23 protein-coding genes and 1 pseudogene are annotated in these 17,772 nt (G+C 73.0%); 13 read left to right on the plus strand and 11 right to left on the minus strand.

Translation table 11 applies throughout. The features are described 5' to 3' along the window. Positions 1–31 precede the first annotated feature (31 nt). The 4 genes from ACLQ2W_RS18435 (at position 32) to ACLQ2W_RS18450 (ending at position 4,272) form a co-directional block, all read left to right on the plus strand. Positions 32–868, plus strand: a complete 837-nt coding sequence (locus tag ACLQ2W_RS18435; protein WP_425787497.1) for an alpha/beta fold hydrolase — start codon at positions 32–34, stop codon at positions 866–868. Continuing rightward, complete coding sequence (locus ACLQ2W_RS18440; RefSeq protein ID WP_425787498.1) at positions 865–1,614, plus strand: sugar isomerase domain-containing protein; 750 nt, start codon at positions 865–867, stop codon at positions 1,612–1,614. Before ACLQ2W_RS18435 ends, ACLQ2W_RS18440 begins: the two co-directional genes overlap by 4 nt. Positions 1,615–1,705: 91 nt before the next feature. Next, positions 1,706–2,209 carry a DUF6328 family protein gene (locus ACLQ2W_RS18445; RefSeq protein ID WP_425787499.1) on the plus strand — a complete coding sequence of 168 codons (504 nt, stop codon included), beginning with the start codon at positions 1,706–1,708 and terminating at the stop codon, positions 2,207–2,209. 113 nt (positions 2,210–2,322) lie between these two features. Continuing rightward, a complete protein-coding gene (locus ACLQ2W_RS18450; RefSeq protein ID WP_425787500.1) occupies positions 2,323–4,272 on the plus strand; it encodes an acyl-CoA dehydrogenase family protein in 1,950 nt (649 codons plus the stop codon). Between the two features lie 61 nt (positions 4,273–4,333). Here ACLQ2W_RS18450 and ACLQ2W_RS18455 read toward each other — a convergent pair whose 3' ends face one another. The 8 genes from ACLQ2W_RS18455 to ACLQ2W_RS18490 form a co-directional block, all read right to left on the minus strand. After that, complete coding sequence (locus tag ACLQ2W_RS18455; protein WP_425787501.1) at positions 4,334–4,504, minus strand: hypothetical protein; 171 nt, start codon at positions 4,502–4,504, stop codon at positions 4,334–4,336. Between the two features lie 9 nt (positions 4,505–4,513). Further along, complete coding sequence (locus tag ACLQ2W_RS18460; RefSeq protein WP_425787502.1) at positions 4,514–5,119, minus strand: hypothetical protein; 606 nt, start codon at positions 5,117–5,119, stop codon at positions 4,514–4,516. A 45-nt stretch (positions 5,120–5,164) separates the two neighbouring features. Beyond that, entirely contained in the window at positions 5,165–5,563 is a 399-nt protein-coding gene (locus ACLQ2W_RS18465; RefSeq protein ID WP_281937165.1) for a Fur family transcriptional regulator, read from the minus strand. Continuing rightward, positions 5,560–5,862 carry an ArsR/SmtB family transcription factor gene (locus tag ACLQ2W_RS18470; RefSeq protein ID WP_107155730.1) on the minus strand — a complete coding sequence of 101 codons (303 nt, stop codon included), beginning with the start codon at positions 5,860–5,862 and terminating at the stop codon, positions 5,560–5,562. Before ACLQ2W_RS18470 ends, ACLQ2W_RS18465 begins: the two co-directional genes overlap by 4 nt. Positions 5,863–5,896: 34 nt before the next feature. Next, positions 5,897–6,775: a metal ABC transporter permease gene (locus ACLQ2W_RS18475; RefSeq protein ID WP_425787503.1), complete on the minus strand. Its 879-nt coding sequence runs from the start codon at positions 6,773–6,775 to the stop codon at positions 5,897–5,899. A gap of 1 nt (position 6,776) precedes the next feature. After that, positions 6,777–7,544, minus strand: a complete 768-nt coding sequence (locus ACLQ2W_RS18480; RefSeq protein WP_425787504.1) for a metal ABC transporter ATP-binding protein — start codon at positions 7,542–7,544, stop codon at positions 6,777–6,779. Continuing rightward, positions 7,541–8,488 (minus strand): metal ABC transporter substrate-binding protein, encoded by a 948-nt coding sequence (locus ACLQ2W_RS18485; RefSeq protein ID WP_425787505.1) that lies wholly within the window; start codon positions 8,486–8,488, stop codon positions 7,541–7,543. Before ACLQ2W_RS18485 ends, ACLQ2W_RS18480 begins: the two co-directional genes overlap by 4 nt. A gap of 83 nt (positions 8,489–8,571) precedes the next feature. Then, positions 8,572–8,835, minus strand: coding sequence for a DUF6703 family protein (locus ACLQ2W_RS18490; RefSeq protein WP_396775750.1), 264 nt, complete (start codon positions 8,833–8,835; stop codon positions 8,572–8,574). A gap of 27 nt (positions 8,836–8,862) precedes the next feature. Between ACLQ2W_RS18490 and ACLQ2W_RS18495 the strand changes: the two genes are divergently transcribed. The 3 genes from ACLQ2W_RS18495 to ACLQ2W_RS18505 all read left to right on the plus strand — a co-directional run bounded on the left by ACLQ2W_RS18495 (position 8,863) and on the right by ACLQ2W_RS18505 (position 11,277). After that, the gene (locus tag ACLQ2W_RS18495; protein ID WP_107155735.1) at positions 8,863–9,204 is read left to right on the plus strand and encodes an antibiotic biosynthesis monooxygenase family protein; all 342 of its coding nucleotides are present in this window, start codon (positions 8,863–8,865) and stop codon (positions 9,202–9,204) included. 106 nt (positions 9,205–9,310) lie between these two features. Next, on the plus strand, positions 9,311–9,784 hold the full coding sequence (locus ACLQ2W_RS18500; RefSeq protein ID WP_405094306.1) for a hypothetical protein: 474 nt from the start codon (positions 9,311–9,313) through the stop codon (positions 9,782–9,784). Positions 9,785–9,897: 113 nt separating this feature from the next. Beyond that, positions 9,898–11,277: a glycine--tRNA ligase gene (locus ACLQ2W_RS18505; RefSeq protein ID WP_425787506.1), complete on the plus strand. Its 1,380-nt coding sequence runs from the start codon at positions 9,898–9,900 to the stop codon at positions 11,275–11,277. 53 nt (positions 11,278–11,330) lie between these two features. On the opposite strand, the gene ACLQ2W_RS18510 is transcribed toward ACLQ2W_RS18505, so the two are convergent. Then, positions 11,331–12,293: a type IV toxin-antitoxin system AbiEi family antitoxin domain-containing protein gene (locus tag ACLQ2W_RS18510; RefSeq protein ID WP_425787507.1), complete on the minus strand. Its 963-nt coding sequence runs from the start codon at positions 12,291–12,293 to the stop codon at positions 11,331–11,333. Between the two features lie 177 nt (positions 12,294–12,470). Here ACLQ2W_RS18510 and dusB point away from each other — a divergent pair, with 177 nt between their 5' ends. Then, the gene (gene dusB / locus ACLQ2W_RS18515) at positions 12,471–13,619 is read left to right on the plus strand and encodes a tRNA dihydrouridine synthase DusB (protein ID WP_425787508.1); all 1,149 of its coding nucleotides are present in this window, start codon (positions 12,471–12,473) and stop codon (positions 13,617–13,619) included. 59 nt (positions 13,620–13,678) lie between these two features. On the opposite strand, the gene ACLQ2W_RS18520 is transcribed toward dusB, so the two are convergent. After that, complete coding sequence (locus tag ACLQ2W_RS18520) at positions 13,679–14,323, minus strand: C39 family peptidase (RefSeq protein WP_425787509.1); 645 nt, start codon at positions 14,321–14,323, stop codon at positions 13,679–13,681. Between the two features lie 308 nt (positions 14,324–14,631). Here ACLQ2W_RS18520 and ACLQ2W_RS18525 point away from each other — a divergent pair, with 308 nt between their 5' ends. After that, positions 14,632–14,823 carry a hypothetical protein gene (locus tag ACLQ2W_RS18525; protein WP_425787510.1) on the plus strand — a complete coding sequence of 64 codons (192 nt, stop codon included), beginning with the start codon at positions 14,632–14,634 and terminating at the stop codon, positions 14,821–14,823. Between the two features lie 248 nt (positions 14,824–15,071). Continuing rightward, positions 15,072–15,422, plus strand: a pseudogene (locus tag ACLQ2W_RS18530) (transcriptional regulator); the annotation flags it as partial. Between the two features lie 15 nt (positions 15,423–15,437). Here ACLQ2W_RS18530 and ACLQ2W_RS18535 read toward each other — a convergent pair. Next, on the minus strand, positions 15,438–16,073 hold the full coding sequence (locus tag ACLQ2W_RS18535; RefSeq protein ID WP_425787511.1) for a TetR/AcrR family transcriptional regulator: 636 nt from the start codon (positions 16,071–16,073) through the stop codon (positions 15,438–15,440). 53 nt (positions 16,074–16,126) lie between these two features. Between ACLQ2W_RS18535 and ACLQ2W_RS18540 the strand changes: the two genes are divergently transcribed. Genes ACLQ2W_RS18540 through ACLQ2W_RS18550 form a run of 3 tightly spaced genes read left to right on the plus strand, consistent with a single transcriptional unit; the run spans position 16,127 to position 17,762 of the window. Next, complete coding sequence (locus ACLQ2W_RS18540) at positions 16,127–16,426, plus strand: hypothetical protein (protein WP_425787512.1); 300 nt, start codon at positions 16,127–16,129, stop codon at positions 16,424–16,426. Continuing rightward, a complete protein-coding gene (locus ACLQ2W_RS18545; protein WP_425787513.1) occupies positions 16,426–17,289 on the plus strand; it encodes a class I SAM-dependent methyltransferase in 864 nt (287 codons plus the stop codon). Before ACLQ2W_RS18540 ends, ACLQ2W_RS18545 begins: the two co-directional genes overlap by 1 nt. 44 nt (positions 17,290–17,333) lie before the next feature. Then, on the plus strand, positions 17,334–17,762 hold the full coding sequence (locus ACLQ2W_RS18550; protein WP_425787514.1) for a hypothetical protein: 429 nt from the start codon (positions 17,334–17,336) through the stop codon (positions 17,760–17,762). Positions 17,763–17,772 lie beyond the last annotated feature (10 nt).

Here is a 17,772-nt window from a genome sequence, read left to right on the forward strand (position 1 = left end):
CAGCAGGGCGACTGTCGGTAGGCTGGCGATCATGCAGGTCGAGGCGCGAAATCTGACGTTCGAGGTACGCACCGGCGGCCCCGAGGGCGGCGACCCCGTCCTGCTGCTGCACGGCTTTCCGCAGCACTCCGGCGAGTGGGACGCGGTGACGCCCGCGCTGCACGCCGCCGGGCTGCGCACGTACGCGCTCGACCAGCGCGGCTACTCGCCCGGCGCGCGGCCGGCGGCGGTCGAGGCGTACCGGATTCCGGAGCTGGTGGCCGACGCGGCGGCCGTGCTGGACGCGCTCGGGGTGACCACCGCGCACCTGGTCGGCCACGACTGGGGCGCGATCGTGGCCTGGGGCCTGGCGGCGGCGCACCCGGAGCGGGTGCGGACGCTGACCGCGGTGTCGGTGCCGCACCCGGCCGCGATGGGCCACGCGCTCGCCAACGACCCCCGGCAGAAGGCCAAGTCCGCCTACATGGCGCTGTTCCGGATGCCGGGCAAGGCGGAGAAGGTGCTGCTGGCGCTGCACGGCGCCGCGCTGCGCCGGCTGCTGCGCGGCGTCGGCGACGCGGCCACCATCGCCCGGTACGCCGACCCGATGCGGGAGCCGGGGGCGCTCACCGCGGCGTTGAACTGGTACCGCGCGATGAGCGGGTCGGACATGAAGGCGGTCGGCCCGGTGGCGGTGCCGACCACGTACGTCTGGAGCGACAAGGACGTGGCGGTCGGCCGGACCGCCGCCGAGGCGTGCGCGGGACACGTCACCGGCGACTACCGGTTCGTGACCCTGTCCGGCGTCAGCCACTGGATCCCCGACGAGGCCCCGGGCCCGCTGGCCGAGGCGGTCCTGGCCCGGGTCCGAGGGACGGAGGAGGCATGACGGTGAGCGCCGAGGCGTACCTGGCGACGGTGACGTCGACGATGCAGCGGGTGGCCACCGAGCAGCGGGCGAACGTGGCCGAGGCGGCCGATCTGATCGTGGCGGCGCTCCGTGCCGACGGGGTGGTGCACGCGTTCGGCACCGGGCACTCCGAGGCGCTCGCCATGGAGATCGCCGGCCGCGCCGGCGGGCTGGTGCCCACCAACCGGATCGCGCTGCGCGATCTGGTCCTGCACGGCGGTGAGTCGGCCGACGTGCTCGGCCCGAAGCTGGAACGCGAGCCGGCGGTGGCGCACCGGCTCTACGAGATGGCCCCGGTCCGGCCGCCGGACGTGTTCGTGCTCGCCTCCAACTCGGGCGTGAACGGGGCGATGGTCGAGTTCGCGTCGATCGTGAAGCAGCGCGGGCACGGGCTGGTGGCGATCACCTCGGCGCGGCACTCGGCACGGATGACCTCGCGGCACCCGTCCGGGCGGAAGCTGGCCGACTTCGCCGACGTGGTGCTGGACAACGGCGCCCCGTACGGCGACGCCACGCTGCCGTTGCCCGGCGGCGGCGCGGTCGGCGCGGTCTCGTCGATCACCGCCGCGCTGCTGGCCCAGCAGATCACCGTCGAGGTGGTGGCCCGGCTGGTGGCGGCGGGGGAGCGACCGCCGGTCTACCTGTCCGCCAACATCACCGGCGGCGACGAGCACAACGCCGAGCTGGAAGCCCGGTACGCAGGACGGATCCGCCGGGGATCGTGAGCCGGTTTCGCGAGCGCCCGAATCGGGCACAGGCGCTGCTGCCGGCGGGTGTTCACCCGCCGGCCGTGCCGTCTTCACCGGAGGTTCGCGAGTGTCCAAGGAATCCGAGAAGCAGCGCTGGCAGCGCAACTTCGCCGATCTGTTGCAGGAGCTGCGCGTCGCGCAGACCGGCGTGCAGATCCTCTTCGCCTTCTTGCTGACGCTGCCGTTCAGCAACGGGTTCACCCGGACCACCGAGTTCCAGCGCGACGTCTACATCGTGGCCTTGCTGGCCGCCGCCGCGTCCGCCGCGATGATCATCTCGCCGGTGGCGTTCCACCGGGCGCTGTTCCGGCAGGGCCGCAAGCCGGAGCTGGTCCGCTTCGCCCACCGGATGGCCACCGGCGGCCTGTTCTTCATGCTGATCGCGATGGTCAGCTCGGTGCTGCTGGTCAGCGACTTCGTGCTGGACCGGCCGATCGCGTTCCTGCTCAGCGCGCTCACCGGCATCTGGTTCCTGACGTTCTGGGCGATCCTGCCGTTCGCCCGGCGCAACTGGGGTGAGGACGACGTCGACGACGATGACGACGACCCGCAGACGCTGACCGGCGACTGACGGTCCGAAAAATCGGACGTGCACGCGACGCTACCCCTGGGTAACACCCGGGGGTAGCGTCGTTTTCGTCGAGCGCGTCGATCGCAGCCGGACCGACCATCCAGGAGGCAGCCGTGACCACGACACAGAACAACGCCGACGGGGTGGGACCGCTGCCCACCGAGGCCGGCCAGGTCTCCGAGAAGGAGGCCCGCCAGGTCGCCGAGGCGGCCCGCGAGGCGGCCTGGGACCGGCCCAGTTTCGGCAAGGAACTCTTCCTCGGCCGGTTCCGGCTCGACCTGATCAACCCGTGGCCCCGGTCCGACCCGGCCGACATCGCCCGCGCGGCGGAGTTCCTCGACGCGTTCGGGGCGTACCTGGGCGCCGAGGTGGACGGCGCGGCGATCGAGCGCGACGCGCGGATCCCGGACGACGTGTTCCACGGCATGGCCCGGCTCGGCGCGTTCGGCATGAAGATCGACCGGAAGTACGGCGGGCTCGGGCTCAGCAACCTGCACTACTGCCGGGCGTTGATGCTCGCCGGTTCGGTGAGTCCGGCGATCGGCGCGCTGCTCTCCGCGCACCAGTCGATCGGCGTGCCGCAGCCGCTGAAGATGTTCGGCACGCCCGAGCAGAAGGACCGTTTCCTGCCCCGGCTGGCCGCCGGCGAGGTCTCCGCGTTCCTGCTCACCGAGCCGGACGTCGGCTCCGACCCGGCGCGGCTGGCCACCACCGCCGAGCCGACCTCCGACGGCACCGGCTACCGGCTCAACGGGGTGAAGCTCTGGGCCACCAACGGCACGGTCGCCACCCTGCTGGTGGTGATGGCCCGGGTGCCGGCCACCGAGGGGCGGCGCGGCGGGATCACCGCGTTCGTGGTGGAGGGCGACAGCGAGGGCATCACGGTGGAACGGCGCAACTCCTTCGTCGGGCTGCGCGGCCTGGAGAACAGCCTCACCCGGTTCCACGACGTGTTCGTGCCGGCCGAGAACGTGATCGGCGGCGAGGGCAAGGGCCTGAAGATCGCGCTGACCACGCTGAACACCGGCCGGCTGTCGCTGCCGGCGATGTGCGTGGGCGCCGGCAAGTGGGCGCTGAACGTGGCCCGGGAGTGGGCCGCCGACCGGGTCCAGTGGGGCCGGCCGGTCGGCGAGCACGAGGCGGTGGCGAAGAAGCTGTCGTTCATCGCCGCCACCACGTACGGCATGGAGTCCATGCTGGACCTGTCCTGCCTGCTCGCCGACGACGACCGCAACGACATCCGGATCGAGGCGGCGCTGGTCAAGCTGTACGCCAGCGAGATGGCGTGGCGGATCGCCGACGAGCTGATCCAGATCCGGGGCGGGCGCGGCTACGAGACGGCCGACTCGCTCGAAGCCCGGGGCGAACGACCGGCCGCGGTCGAGCAGCTCCTGCGGGACCTGCGGATCAACCGGATCTTCGAGGGGTCCACCGAGATCATGCACCTGCTGATCGCCCGCGAGGCGGTCGACGCGCACCTCTCGGTGGCCGGCGACATCATCGACCCGGACGCCGGGCTGGGCCGCAAGGCCGCCGCCGGCGCGCGGGCCGGCGCCTTCTACGCGAAGTGGCTGCCCACGCTCGCGGTCGGCAAGGGGCAGGCGCCCGGGGCGTACCAGGAGTTCGGGCCGCTGGCCGGGCACCTGCGGCACGTCGAGCGGACCTCCCGCAAGCTGGCCCGGTCGACGTTCTACGCGATGTCCCGGTGGCAGGGGAAGATGGAGCGCAAGCAGGCGTTCCTCGGCCGGGTGGTGGACATCGGCGCGGAGCTGTTCGCGATGTCCGCGGTCTGCGTCCGGGCGTACGCCGAGCGGCTCGAACACCCGGAGAACATCGAGCTGGCCGACCTGTTCTGCCGCCAGGCGCGGCTGCGCGTCGACGAGCTGTTCACCGGCCTCTGGTCGAACACCGACTCGGTCGACGTGGCCGCCGCGAAGCGGATCGTCGCCGGCCGGTACGCCTCCGTCGAAGCCGGCGTGATCACCCCACCGACCGACCTCCCCTGGGTGGCCCCCTGGACCCCAGGCCCCTCCACCGCCGACGACGTCCGCCGCCGCCTGTGATGAAAGGAGGGGCCCCCGCTTAACGCCTCCGGTAGAGGAGGGGGCCCCTTTTAACACCCGCTCAGCGGCGGGCGATGGTCCAGGCGATCACCGCGGCGAGGATCAGGCCGTTGAGCGCGGCCAGCACCAGGTAGGCCGCCGGCGGGATCTTGCGGCCCTTGCGGACGAAACTCACCAGCACGCCCGCGTAGGCCAGCAGCAGCACGGCCACGACGATCAGGAAGTACAGCACCGGGACACCCTACCGGCCGGTGCGCAACCCCAGTCCGCGCAGCTCCAGCGCGGCGAGCGCGTCGACGGTGGCGTCGTCGCCGCGCCGCCACGCCTCGGCCACGTCCGGCGCGATCCGCTGGAGCTTCGACAGCGGCTGACCGGCGAGCGCGCGCAATGCCAGCAGGTCCCGGCCGGCGGGCGCGGCGGACATGGCCTTCGCCGCGCCGGCCCGGCGCATCCAGCGCACCCGCAGCGGCAGCCAGCCGAGCAGCACCAGGCCGAGCGGGAACACCAGCACCGCGACGGTCAACGCGAGCGCCAACTGGCCGACCAGCTCCTGCTGGTCCCGGCCGGCCTCGGCCATCGCGCGCGCGGCGTCGGCGGCCCGGGTGAAGGGCGCGGTCAGCTCGTCGCCGACCAGCGGCACCCGGCCCACCTTGCCGCCGGCGTCGGCCAGGTTGTCGGCGAGGCCGGCACCGGCGCCCTCCAGCTTCTGCCCGGGTACGGCGAGCTTCTCGACCAGGTCGTGCAGCCAGAGCGCGAAGCGGATCGCCGCATACACCCAGACGACCACGAGCAGGTCGGTCAGGAGTTGGCGGAGGGCGGTCGGAAAACGGTCGGCGTAGATCTTCACGCCGGACAGCCTGCCACGGCGCGGCCCCGGCGGCACCGGTCGGATTTACCGGCCGGCGCAGGCCGGGCAGGTCCCGAAGATCTCCAGGGTGTGGCTGACCTCGGTGAAGCCGTGCTCGGCGGAGATGCGGTCCGCCCACTTCTCCACCGCCGGCCCGGCCACCTCGACGGTACGACCGCAGCCCCGGCAGACCAGGTGGTGGTGGTGCCCGTCGTCGCTGCACCGCCGGTAGAGGTGCTCGCCGCCGGGCGGGCGCATCACGTCGATCTCGCCGGCGTCGGCGAGCACCTGCAACGTCCGGTAGACCGTGGTCAGCCCGATCCGGTCGCCCCGTCTGCGCAGCATGGCGTGCAGGTCCTGGGCGCTGTGGAAGCCCTCGACCTCGTCCAGCAGCGCGCTCACCGCGCTGCGTTGCCGGGTGGTACGCGGCGTGCCGGTGGTCATGCCGGTCCCTCCCCGGCGTGGCTGACCGCGTCCGCCACGATGTGCGCGACGTGCTCGTCGACGAGCGCGTACGCGATCTCCCGGCCGCGTCGCGAGCCGCGCACCACCCCGGCGCCGCGCAACACCCGCAGGTGCTGGGAGACCAGCGGCTGCGGGGCGCCGAGCGTCTCGACCAGCTCGTGCACGCAGCGCTCGCCCTCGGCCAGCTCGCTGACGATGGCGAGCCGGATCGGGGCCGAGAGGGCACGGAGCAGCTCGCCCGCGCCCTCGAAGGCGTCGTACCCGTTGGTCCCGGTCACCCCGTAACGATAACCACTGCCGGTTGGGGCGCTCTCATCCGAGCAGCACCTCGTGCTCGGCCGGCTCGACCGGCGCGGGAGTCGGCGTCGCCCGGCCGCGGCGCCGCCGCAGCGCCCGCCCGCCGGCCGCCAGCAGCGCCACCACCAGGAACGAGCCGATCGCCACCAGCACCACCGAGGCGCCCGGCGCGGTGTCGGCCGTGGCGGCCACCCACACCCCGGCCCCGGCCGCGAACAGGCCCAACGCCATGGCCGCCGTCATGGTGGACCGGAAACCGCGGGTCACCTGCTGGGCGGTGGCCACCGGCACCACCATCAACGCGCTGATCAGCAGCACCCCGACCGCCCGCATGGCGATGGTCACGGTCACCGCGGTGCCCACCGCGACGAGCAGGTTCAGCGCCCGCACCGGCAGGCCGGAGACGCGCGCGTACTCCTCGTCGTGGCAGACCGCGAACAGCGCCGGGCGCAGCACCAGCATGGCCACCAGCAGCACCGCGCCGAGCACGCCGATGGTGACCAGGTCGCCCTGCGACGTGGTGGTCAGCGACCCGAAGAGGTACGCGTTGAGCGACCCGCTGCTGGCGTCGGAGAGACCGACGAGCATCACGCCGCCGGCGATGCCGCCGTAGAACAGCAACGCCAGCGCGAGGTCGCCGGAGGTGCGCCCGTACGCGCGGACCAGCTCGATGACGACCGCGCCGAGCGTGGCGGCGAGCACCGCCACCAGCACCGGGGAGCGGTTGAGCAGCAGCCCGGCGCCGACGCCGGTGAGCGCCACGTGCCCGATGCCGTCGCCGATCAGCGCCAGCCGGCGCTGCACCAGGTAGATGCCGAGCGCCGGCGCGGCCAGTCCGATGACCAGCGCGCCGACCAGGGCACGGAGCATGAAGTCGTACTGGAAGAGGTCCATCTCAGATGCTCCTCCAGAGCCCGGCGGGCTCCTCGTCGCAGTGCGGGTGCACGTGCTCGTGGTCCGGGTCGGCGTGGTGGCCGGCCGGCTCGGGCACCGCGCCGTCGTGGGCGATCCCGCCCTGGTGCACCACCACGGCCCGGCTGATCAGCGGGCGCAGCGGCCCCAGCTCGTGGGCGACCAGCAGCACCGTGCCGCCGCCGTCGCGGAAGCCGCGCAGCGCCCCGGCGAACGCCTCCTGGCTGGCCGCGTCCACGCCGGCGGTCGGCTCGTCCAGCACCAGCAGCTCCGGGCCGCCGGCCAGCGCGCGGGCGATCAGGGCGCGCTGCTGCTGCCCGCCGGAGAGCGTGGCGACCGGGTCACCGGCCCGGTCGGCGAGCCCGACCGCGCGCAGCGCCGCCGTCACCGCCTCCCGGTCCGCCCGCCCCGCCGGCCGGAGCACGCCCCGGCGGGCCAGCCGCCCGGACGCCACCACCTCGGCCACCGTGGCGGGCACCCCGCCGCCGGCGCCGAGCCGCTGTGGGACGTACCCGATGCGGTGCCACTGCCGGAAGCGGCGCTGCGGCGTGCCGAACAGGGTGACCGACCCGGCCCCGAGCGGCACCAGGCCGAGCGCGGCGCGGACCAGCGTCGACTTGCCGGAGCCGTTGGCGCCGAGCACGGCGACCACCTCGCCGGCGGTCAGCGTCAGCGAGACGTCCCGCAGCACCGGCCGGCCGTCGTAGCCGACGGTGGCGTGCGCGATGTCGAGCACGGGTGATGAGGTCATGAGCAGTCCAGGGCGGTTCGCAGGGTCTGGAGGTTGGCGCGCATGGCCGACAGGTAGTCGCCCTCGGCGGGCGGGCCCTCGATCGGGTCCAGGACCGCGGTCTTCGCCCCGACCTCCCGGGCGATCGTCTCGGCGACCTTCGGGCTGACCAGCGTCTCGAAGAAGATCGTACCGGCCTGGTGCGCCCGGGCCTCCCGCGCGACCTCGGCGAGCCGCTGCGGGGAGGGTTCGGCCTCCGGGGTGAGGCCGGTGAGCCCGATCTGCTCCAGCTCGTAGTGCTCGGCCAGGTAACCGAAGGCGGTGTGGCTGGTCACGATCTCGCGGCGCTGGCAGGTACGCAGGCCCTCGGCGTACTCGCTGTCGAGCGTCGTCAGCTCGGCGCGCAGCGCGCCGGCCCGGGCGGTGTAGTCGGCGGCGTGGTCCGGGTCGACCGCGCCGAGGCGTTCGGCGAGCTTGTCGCCGACGGTGGCCAGCCGGGTCGGGTCGAGCCAGAGGTGCGGGTCCTTGCCGCCCCCCTCCTCCTCGTGGCCGGCCGCGCCCTCGTGGTCGTGCTCGTGGCCACCGGCGGCGGCGTCGAGCAGCGGGGCGACACCGGCCACGTCGAACGCGCGGTCGCCGCCGTTCTGCTCGACCGCCTCGTCCACCGCCGGCTGGAAGCCGGTCAGGTAGACGATCAGCTCGGCGTCGACCACCTGGCCGACCTGGCGGGGGTTCAGCTCCAGGTCGTGCGGCTCCGCGCCGGGCTTGGTCAGGTTGCCGACCACGACCCGGTCGCCGCCGATGCGCTCGGTCAGGAACTGGAGCGGGTAGAACGCGGCCACCACGTCGACCCGGTCCGGGTCCTTACCGCCGCCGTCGCCGTCCGAGCAGGCGCTGAGCCCGCCCAGGGCGAGCAGGGCGGCGGTGGCGGCGGTCAGGACGCGGGGGGTGGCACGGGCGGTCATGGAGCAACTGTCCGCGATAACGAAAATTATTGTCAAAAACGCATGCTTGCATGTCAGCGCGGGTCGGCCCGGCCCGGAGCGGCTCAGCCGACCGTCAGCTTCGCCAGCGCCACCGCGATCAACAGGGTGAGCATCAGCAGCCGCAGCACCCGGGTCGCCGGCCGCTGCACCGGCCAGGTGACCGACATCAACCCGACCAGCCCGGCCGCCAGCACCAACAGCAGGACGCCGCCGGCCGGGCCGGGCGCGAAGAGGCCGACCAGCACCAGCACCAGCGCGGCGAGGAACACCGTCGTCGGGTTGAGCCGGGCCAACCGGGACAGCACGGGACTCTGCGTACGCTGCATGCCACAAACTCTACGAGGAGGAACGCCGTGCTGGTCACCAACCGGTTCGTGGTGGACGCCGAAACGGCTGACGAGTTCACCCGGGAGGCGCACGCCGCGCTGGCCGCGCTCGCCGCCCGCCCCGGCTACCTGCGCGGCGAACTGCTCCGGGCGCTCGACGACCCGGCCCACTGGTGCCTGCTCACCGAATGGGAGTCGGTCGGGGCGTACCGGCGGGCGCTGGGCGGCTTCGACGTCAAGGTCACCGCCGTGCCGCTGCTCGCCCGATCGGTGGACGAGCCGTCGGCGTACGAGACGCTCGCCAACGCCGCCCCGCAGGGCGAGATCGTCGTCGTCGCCAGTGATCGTGCCGCAGGCCCGTACCGCTGAGTCCCGGGGCACTACCCTGGCGCGTATGACCGCTCCCGGACCGGCCGCGCCGCCCCCGCCACCCGTGCCGCCCGGCACGCCGCCGGCCGCCCCGGCGGAGCCGGGTGTGCCCGCGCCGCCGCCCGGTCCCGGCGTCGCGCCGCCGTTCGCCGCCCCGCCCACCGAGGGCGGGCGCGCCCGCCTCTGGCTCGGCCTCGGCGTCGGCGCGCTGGCCCTGGTGCTCTGCTGCGGTGGGGGCGGCGCGGCCGTGGTCGGGCTGGCGGTGAGCAACGTGCAGGCGGTCGGCGAGCAGGGCCGGGCCGTCACCGACGACTACTACCAGGCGCTTGTCGCCCGGGAGTGGTCCAAGGCGTACGACCGGCTCTGCGACGACGCCCGGCGACGCGAGTCCCGGCCGGAGTTCGAGCAGCGGGCCGCCACCGAGCCGCAGATCTCCGGCTACCGGGTGGGCAAGGTCGACACCGCCACGCTGACCGTGCCGGTGGACGTCACGCTGGCCGGTGGGCGGCGGGAGGCGCAGACCGTCACGCTGGCGCCCGACCGGCAGACCGGCGGCATGGAGGTCTGCGGGGTGAGCTGACCGGCCCCCGGTATTCTGCTGGGCTCGGGGCAGCGGCGGTCGTACCGTGGTCCCGAACAGCCCGGTTCCATCCATCTCGACCGCGCCGACCGCCAGCCGGCGTAGGAGGAAACATGCCAGCCGACCGTATCGATGCCGTCGTCAGCCTCGCCAAGCGCCGGGGCTTCGTCTTCCCCTCCAGTGAGATCTACGGGGGCACCCGGTCGGCGTGGGACTACGGTCCGCTCGGCGTCGAGCTGAAGGAGAACGTCCGCCGGCAGTGGTGGCGGAGCATGGTCCAGCAGCGCGACGACGTGGTCGGCCTCGACTCGGCGGTCATCCTGGCCCGCAAGGTCTGGGAGGCCAGCGGCCACATCGCCGAGTTCGTCGACCCGCTCACCGAGTGCCAGTCCTGCCACAAGCGGTTCCGGGCCGACCACCTGGAAGAGGCGTACGAGGCCAAGCACGGCAAGCCGCTGACCTCACTGACGGAGCTGAACTGCCCCAACTGCGGCAACAAGGGCACCTTCACCGAGCCGAAGATGTTCAACGGCCTGATGAAGACCTACCTGGGCCCGGTGGAGAGCGACGAGGGCATGCACTACCTGCGCCCGGAGACCGCCCAGGGCATCTTCGTCAACTACAAGAACGTGGAGACGGTCGCCCGCAAGAAGCCGCCGTTCGGCATCGCGCAGACCGGCAAGTCGTTCCGCAACGAGATCACCCCGGGCAACTTCATCTTCCGCACCCGCGAGTTCGAGCAGATGGAGATGGAGTTCTTCGTCGAGCCGGGCACCGACGAGCAGTGGCACGAATACTGGCTTCAGGAGCGCTGGAACTGGTACCTCGACCTCGGCCTGTCCGAGGAGAACCTGCGCTTCTACGAGCACCCCAAGGACAAGCTCTCCCACTACTCGAAGCGCACCGTCGACATCGAGTACAAGTTCCGCTTCGGCGGCACCGAGTTCGCCGAGCTGGAGGGCATCGCCAACCGCACCGACTTCGACCTCTCCACGCACAGCAAGCACTCCGGCGTCGACCTGTCGTACTTCGACCAGACGAAGCAGGAACGCTGGATGCCGTACGTGATCGAGCCGGCCGCCGGCCTCACCCGCGCGGTGCTGGCGTTCCTGCTGGAGGCGTACGACGAGGACGAGGCCCCGAACACCAAGGGCGGCGTGGACAAGCGCACCGTGATGCGCTTCGACCCGCGACTGGCCCCGGTGAAGGTGGCGGTGCTGCCGCTGTCCCGCAACGAGGCGCTCTCGCCGAAGGCCAAGCAGCTCGCCGCGGACCTGCGTAAGCGCTGGGTGGTCGAGTTCGACGACTCGCAGGCGATCGGCCGCCGCTACCGCCGCCAGGACGAGATCGGCACGCCGTTCTGCGTCACCGTCGACTTCGACACGCTCGACGACAACGCGGTGACGGTCCGGAACCGGGACACCATGGCCCAGGAGCGGATCTCCCTGGACCAGGTCGAGCGCTACCTGATCGAGCGCCTCCCCGGCTGCTGACGGTGTAAGGCGGGGGCCCCTCTTAACGCTTTCGGTAGAGGAAGGGCCCCCGCTTAACACCCCGCCGCCGGAGCGGCATGGACCGCGATCATCGCGACGAGGCCCTGGCGGGAAGCGTGCGCCTGCTCCACCGTCCGGCGTACCCGCTGGGGCTCGCGCCGGATCTGCGCCGGGGTGAAGTGCAGGATCATCACTCCGAGCCGGCTCAGCTCGTTGTGGCGGTCGAGCGTGCGTGCCCAGCCTTCCGGGCTGAAGTGGTACTCCCGCGAGTCGACCTCCAGCGCCAGCGCCGACTCGGCGAGATAACCGTCGGGTGTCGGGAGCGTGTTCCCATCACCGGTCGTCAACCGTGGGTTCCAGACGATCGCCGGGAGCAGCCGGCTCCCGGCGAGGCAGTCCCGCAGTTCGGCCTCCGGCGCGGAGCGGGTGCCGGCGGTCACCTCGTGGAAGGCCTTCCGGACCAGCGCCGTACGGCTGCGCCTCGCCCGGATGATCTCCTCGTCCAAGGCGGCCAGGTCGGTGAAACTCCGCTGGACGGCCTCGGCCACGATCGCCCGTACCGTCCGCAGGTCGCGCAGGTCACGGGCGGCGTCGACGACGGCCCTCGCGGGCGAGCAGACCGGGTAATGGTCGGTCGGCCGCGCCTTCGGATCGAGCGACAGAGCCCGGGACACCCGCACGTGACCGGTCGACTTACGGCTCGTCTCGTGTGGGACGAGCAGGTGTACGTCGGTGGTCCGCGGACTGTATCGGAAGCCGTACCAGGAGAGCGCGGACAGCCCGGTCAGCTGGGCGCCCCGGCCGGCGTACAGGGCGGCGGAGATCCGTCGCTGTTCGTCGGTCAGCACGCCGGTGACCAGGGCGTACGTCGCCGGCAGCACGCGTTGCCAGCGGCCCCGGCGGGTCTGCCGGTAGATGAACATGTCGTCGTAGCCGGCTTCCAGCAGTTGGACGCGCGTGACCAGGTCCTGCTGGCGGTGCGCGACTTCTGCCAGCCGGGGCGGGTGATCGATCATGCGGCAAGCGTGGGGTACGCGCGGGCCGTCGTCCTGCCCGTCGCCCCGTCCTGTGGACAACCACCCTGCTTGTGGAAGCCTCGCAGCTCCCGCCGGTGCTGTGATATGCGCCGTGTTAAGCGGGGCCCCCGCCTATGCAGAAGGCGTTAAGCGGGGGCCCCTCCTTACACTTGGGCGGTGAGTGAGCTGAAGATCGGGCCGTATCCGGTGTGGCCGCCGGTGGTGCTCGCGCCGATGGCCGGGATCACCAACGTCGGCTTCCGGCGGCTCTGCCGCGAGCAGGGCGGTGGCATCTACGTCTGCGAGATGATCACCACCCGCGCGCTGGTCGAGCGGAATCCGAAGACGCTGCGCATGATCGCCTTCGGCGCGGACGAGCACCCGCGCAGCCTCCAGCTCTACGGCACCGACCCGGAGATCACCGCCGCCGCCGTGCGGATCGTGGTCGAGCGGGACCTCGCCGACCACATCGACCTCAACTTCGGCTGCCCGGTCCCGAAGGTCACCCGCCGGGGCGGCGGCTCGGCCCTGCCCTGGCGGCGCCGGCTCTTCGCCCGGCTGGTCAAGGCCGCGGTGGACGCCGCGTCACCCGCCGGGGTGCCGGTCACGGTCAAGATGCGCAAGGGCATCGACGACGACCACCTGACGTACGTCGAGGCCGGGCTCGCCGCCCAGGACGCGGGCGTCGCGGCGGTCGCCCTGCACGGGCGTACGGCGGCGCAGCGCTACTCGGGCACCGCTGACTGGGACGCGATCGCCACGCTCAAGGCGGCGCTGGACGTGCCGGTGCTCGGCAACGGCGACATCTGGGAGGGCGACGACGCGTTGCGGATGGTCGCCCACACCGGCGTGGACGGCGTGGTGGTGGGGCGTGGCTGTCTGGGCCGGCCGTGGCTCTTCGCCGACCTGGAAGCCGCGTTCGAGGGGCGCACCGACCGGCGGCTGCCCACGCTCGGCGAGGTGGCGGTGACCATGCGGCGGCACGCCGAGCTGCTGGTGGAGCAGTTCGTCGCCGGGGCCCGCAATCCGGCCCGGGGTGAACGGGACGGCTGCACCGACTTCCGCAAGCACGTGGCCTGGTATCTGAAGGGCTTCCCGATCGGCGGCGAGCTGCGCCGCTCGCTCGCCATGATCGAGAGCTTGGCCCAGCTCGACGACCTGCTCGGCAAGCTCGACCCGGAGGTGCCCTTCCCGGTCGAGACGCTCGGCCAGCCACGCGGCCGGACCAACTCCCCGGGCAAGGTCTTCCTGCCCGACGGCTGGCTGGCCAGCCGTGACGACGACACCCCGCCGGAGGGCGCCGAGCTGGACGACTCCGGCGGCTGATCCCGGTACGCCGAAGGGCCCGACCCCCACGGGTCGGGCCCTTCGTCATCGTCGTGCGGTCAGGAGCTGTAGCCGCGGCTGGCGATCCAGTGCGCCAGGGCGTCCACGTCCATCCGGTAGGAGGCCTGGTCCGGGTTCGCCGAGTCGGCGATCGTCACGACCTTCCCGCCGTCGCGGTAGCCCACCACGCTGATGTAGTGGCCACCCTCGAAGGAGTGCACGGTGCCGTCGGTGTCGGTGGCGGTCCCGGCGATGTTGGCCACCACGGCCCGGCCGTCGTCCACCGCGCGCACGACGTCGGCGCGCAGCTTGTCGACCTTGTCACCGGCCTTGTCGGCCGGGATCTCGGTGGACCGGTAGACGTCCTTGCCGGTCTCCTTGTTCAGCACCGGGGTGATGTCGTTGATGGAGTTGGTGCCGGCCTCGGTGGTGCCCATCTCCTTGGCCATGGCGGCCACGTCGATGTTCTTGCCCTGCACGCTGAGCGCGTTGCGGGCCGCGGCCGGGCCGCAGAAGTAGAAGTTGGGCTGGGCCTCGTAGCGCACGCCCAGCTCACGCTCACCGCTCTTGCGGTCGGCGACCACAGCAGCGGTGCGCTCGGCGGGGGTGGCCTGGGCGGCGATGGCGGGTCCGGCGATGCCACCGGCGGTGGCGGCGATACCGGCGACGGTCAGCGCGGTCTTGCGGATCAGATCGGTACGCATGATGCGACTCCTCTGGGGTTCGGGGGGTGTGCGGCGCGGGGTGCCGCGGGGGAGGTCTGTGCCGTACGGCGGTCAGCGGTGGGCGACCTGCTCGGGCGGCTCGGGGGTGTAACCACCGGGCGGGGCCCGGCATTCCGGGGCCGGCGCTCCGCGGCGGGCTCCCGGGGGTGAGCCATGTTCAACGCCCGGGGGCGGGGAGGAATTCCGGTCGGCCACACCGGCCTGGCCCACCGACCCGGACCCCGCGGACATACCTCACACCCGCGCACCGCGCCCCGACCCCAACCCCAACCCCAACCCCGACCCCGGTGATCATGAAGTTGACGGCGATTGCAGTCCGATTTGTCGCCGCCAACTTCATGATCAACGAGGTCGAGGGCGATCTGCTCGTGGCCGCGAACGTCGGCCAGCGGATCGACGTAGGTGGCGTCGGGGTGAAGAGGGTGCCGACGGCCGCCGCGCGGGCGTCGGCATCCGTTTCGTTTCACACGGCGAGGTAGCGGTCGACCAGGTCGGGAGTACGCGTTCATCGGTGTCGTCCCTTCGTTCGGTGACGCCGGGAACTCTGGCACCGGCTGTGCGGGGTGGTCGATTACCCGGCAGGTAGGGCGCGGACGGCGATCCGTGACCGCCGGCGTTACCCGGGGGTAATCGACACGGCGGCGCCGTGCCGGGCAGGGTGGCACCGACGACCTACCACGGACGACCCGGCACGGGAGACGGGGAACCGATGCCCACGTACCGCGCGCCCGGAGGGCCTGGCCCGCACATCGTCAACCTCGCCGAGTGGCGGGGGCACCTGCTGCACCGGCTGGCCCGGCAGGTGGAGCTGACCGACGACGTGGAACGGGCGGAGCTGGAGGAGGAGCTGCGCGGCTATCCGGGCGACGGCCGGCACCGGTCCGCGGAGCCGGCCGGCCCGGACGAGATCGTGGTGCCGCTCCGGCTGCGGCACGACGGCGGGGAGCTGTGCTTCCTCAGCACCGCCGCGGCCTTCGGCACGCCGTTGGACGTCACGGTGGCTGAGCTGTCCATCGAGTCGTTCCGCCCGGCCGACGAGCGGACCGTCGCCGTGCTCCGGGAACGCGCCCCGGGCTGACGGCGCCGGGGCGGCTCAGGCCAGCACGGCGGCGGCGACGGTGTCGACGTACCAGCGTTCGTACCGCTCGACCGGCCAGCCGCGTTGTCGTACCAGCCAGTCGTAGTTGCGGAAGTCCATCGCCAGCCACAGCACGTCGGCGACGCTTTCGACGTCATGGTCGGGGCGTACGGAGCCGGTGGCGACGAGTTCGGCGGCGAACATCGCCATGCCCCGCCGACGTTCCTCGACGTTCTTGCGCCAGATGGCGGCCGCGTCGGGGTCCGCGCTGGCGGCGCCGGTGAGGGCGATCATCATGTCGACCTGCCGGGCCTGGGTCGCGCTGAGGTGCCGGGCGTAGCGGCCCAGCTTCGCCCGGGCGTCGGGCAGCGCCCGGATCTCCGCGACGAACGGGCGGTCGGGCAGCGCGGTCGGTTCCTCGTCACCGGCGATGGTCACGTCGACGAGCGCGGAGAGCAGGTGACGCTTGCTGCCGAAGATCGCGTACACGGTCTGGACGGCCACGCCGGCCTCGGCGGCGACGGCGGTCAGTGGGGTGGCCGCGTAGCCGGGATCGACGAACAGCTTGCCGGCCGCGGCGAGGATCACCCGTCGGGTCTGTCGGGCCTGCTCCTGGCGTCTTGCCGACTCGTACCTCCTCTTGACACCCACGGCAGGAGTGTAGTCCTCTATTGGATAGAGACTTACTCTATCGGAAAGAGTTGATGATCATGCCATTCGGTGTCGTCCAGGAGATGCCCGGCGTCAGTGAGCACGAGTACCGGCTGGTCGAGCGCCACCTCGGCCCGGACCGTCCGCCGGGCCTGCTCGCCCACGTCGCCGGACCGGTCGAGGGTGGCTGGCGCATCATCAACATCTGGCAGGACGAGGCCGCGTTCCGGCGCTTCCAGTCCGAGCGACTCGTCCGCGCGGCCGGCCTGGCGGCCCAGGACGACGGGTTCGACGCGAGCAAGGCCGCCGGCTTCCGGTCCGTGACGGTCGACGGCGCCGAGATGCCGTTCTGATGGCCGACCTGGTCGGCCTGCGGGCCCGCAACGTCACGTTCTGGACGGGGGCGGCACCGGGCTGGGTACGCCACGCCGACCGCCAGGACCAGCTCGGGCGACCGCTCGGCGCGGTGGCGCTGGACTGGCTGCGCCCGCGACCCGGCGAACGGATCCTCGACGTCGGCTGCGGCTGTGGCGGCACCACGGCCGACCTGGCGGCGGCGGTCGGGCCGGCCGGGGAGGCCGTCGGCCTCGACCTGTCCGCCGAGATGCTGACCGCCGCCGGTGCGCGCTTCCCCGGCGACCGCCATCCCCACCTGCGGTTCGTGGTGGCCGACCTGGACACCCTGGACGTCGTCCCGGGCGCGCCGTTCGACGCGGTCCACTCCCGGATGGCCCTGATGCTGCTCGCCGACCCGGTCACCGCGTGCCGCACCCTGCGGCGGGCCCTGCGTCCCGGCGGACGGCTGGCGGCGACCGTCTTCCGGGACGGTCGCACGACGCCGTGGCTGACCGCGGCGGTGCTCGGCGCCGCCCCGCACGTCGGGGCGCTGCCGCCGCTGCCGGTCGGCGACGAGCCGGGGCCGTTCGCGCTCGCCGACCCGGCGCGGGCCCGCCGGGTCCTGGTCGAGGCCGGGTTCGACGACGTCACCGTCGACGCCCACGACGTCACCCTGTCCGCGCCCGACGACCCGGACGCCGTCGCCGACTGGCTGATCGAGGTCGGCCCGGCCGGGGCCGCGTACCGGGCCGCCGGACCGTCACGACAGGCGGCGGCGCGGGCCGGGGTGGCCGCACTGCTCGCCCGGTTCCGCGAGCCCGGGACCGGCTACCGGCTGCCCGCCGGGCTCCTGCTGCTCACCGGACGGGCCCCGGCATGACGCCCGATCCGCCATCCCACCCACCACGTCAGGACGGTCCGCACATGACATCGCTCAGGCACGCCGCGCTCGTCACCTCGGTGGTCGCGCTCGGGTTCGCGTCGTTGGTCGGCTGCTCCGACGCCGACGACCCGTCCGTCCCGCCCGGCGGCGCCGCGCCGAGCCGGACGGCAACCCCGCCGGTGGCCACCGCGCCGAGCCCGACGGCCACCGAGGTCCCGTGCGACGCGGTCGCCGACACGGTCAGCCGGCACCTCCGGTCTGACCAGGTCCGAGCGGTGACGGTGGAGGGGCAGTGCACCACCGTCGTGGTCGCCACCACACTGGCCGACGGGGACGCCGACCCGGCCCGCCGGCTCTGCGACCGGGCGGGCGAGGTGGCCTACTCCGGCGACGTCAACTCGGTCCGGGTGCTCAGTGGTTCGGGCAGCGAGTTGGCCAACGGCATCACCGGGATGAGGTGCCTGACCTGACGCGGGAGGA

Origin of the sequence: Micromonospora sp. DT227 (assembly GCF_049841835.1) — a bacterium.
Lineage (GTDB): Bacteria > Actinomycetota > Actinomycetes > Mycobacteriales > Micromonosporaceae > Micromonospora.

Excerpts from the sequence above, each read along its gene's own strand:
- ACLQ2W_RS18435 (WP_425787497.1), top strand. The coding sequence starts at position 32 with ATGCAGGTCGAGGCGCGAAATCTGACGTTCGAGGTACGCACCGGCGGC.
- ACLQ2W_RS18440 (WP_425787498.1), top strand. The coding sequence starts at position 865 with ATGACGGTGAGCGCCGAGGCGTACCTGGCGACGGTGACGTCGACGATG.
- ACLQ2W_RS18465 (WP_281937165.1), bottom strand. The coding sequence starts at position 5,563 with ATGACCACCGGCACGCCGCGTACCACCCGGCAACGCAGCGCGGTGAGC.
- ACLQ2W_RS18475 (WP_425787503.1), bottom strand. The coding sequence starts at position 6,775 with ATGGACCTCTTCCAGTACGACTTCATGCTCCGTGCCCTGGTCGGCGCG.
- ACLQ2W_RS18480 (WP_425787504.1), bottom strand. The coding sequence starts at position 7,544 with ATGACCTCATCACCCGTGCTCGACATCGCGCACGCCACCGTCGGCTAC.
- ACLQ2W_RS18485 (WP_425787505.1), bottom strand. The coding sequence starts at position 8,488 with ATGACCGCCCGTGCCACCCCCCGCGTCCTGACCGCCGCCACCGCCGCC.
- ACLQ2W_RS18490 (WP_396775750.1), bottom strand. The coding sequence starts at position 8,835 with ATGCAGCGTACGCAGAGTCCCGTGCTGTCCCGGTTGGCCCGGCTCAAC.
- ACLQ2W_RS18505 (WP_425787506.1), top strand. The coding sequence starts at position 9,898 with ATGCCAGCCGACCGTATCGATGCCGTCGTCAGCCTCGCCAAGCGCCGG.
- ACLQ2W_RS18510 (WP_425787507.1), bottom strand. The coding sequence starts at position 12,293 with ATGATCGATCACCCGCCCCGGCTGGCAGAAGTCGCGCACCGCCAGCAG.
- ACLQ2W_RS18520 (WP_425787509.1), bottom strand. The coding sequence starts at position 14,323 with ATGCGTACCGATCTGATCCGCAAGACCGCGCTGACCGTCGCCGGTATC.
- ACLQ2W_RS18540 (WP_425787512.1), top strand. The coding sequence starts at position 16,127 with ATGATCATGCCATTCGGTGTCGTCCAGGAGATGCCCGGCGTCAGTGAG.
- ACLQ2W_RS18545 (WP_425787513.1), top strand. The coding sequence starts at position 16,426 with ATGGCCGACCTGGTCGGCCTGCGGGCCCGCAACGTCACGTTCTGGACG.
- ACLQ2W_RS18550 (WP_425787514.1), top strand. The coding sequence starts at position 17,334 with ATGACATCGCTCAGGCACGCCGCGCTCGTCACCTCGGTGGTCGCGCTC.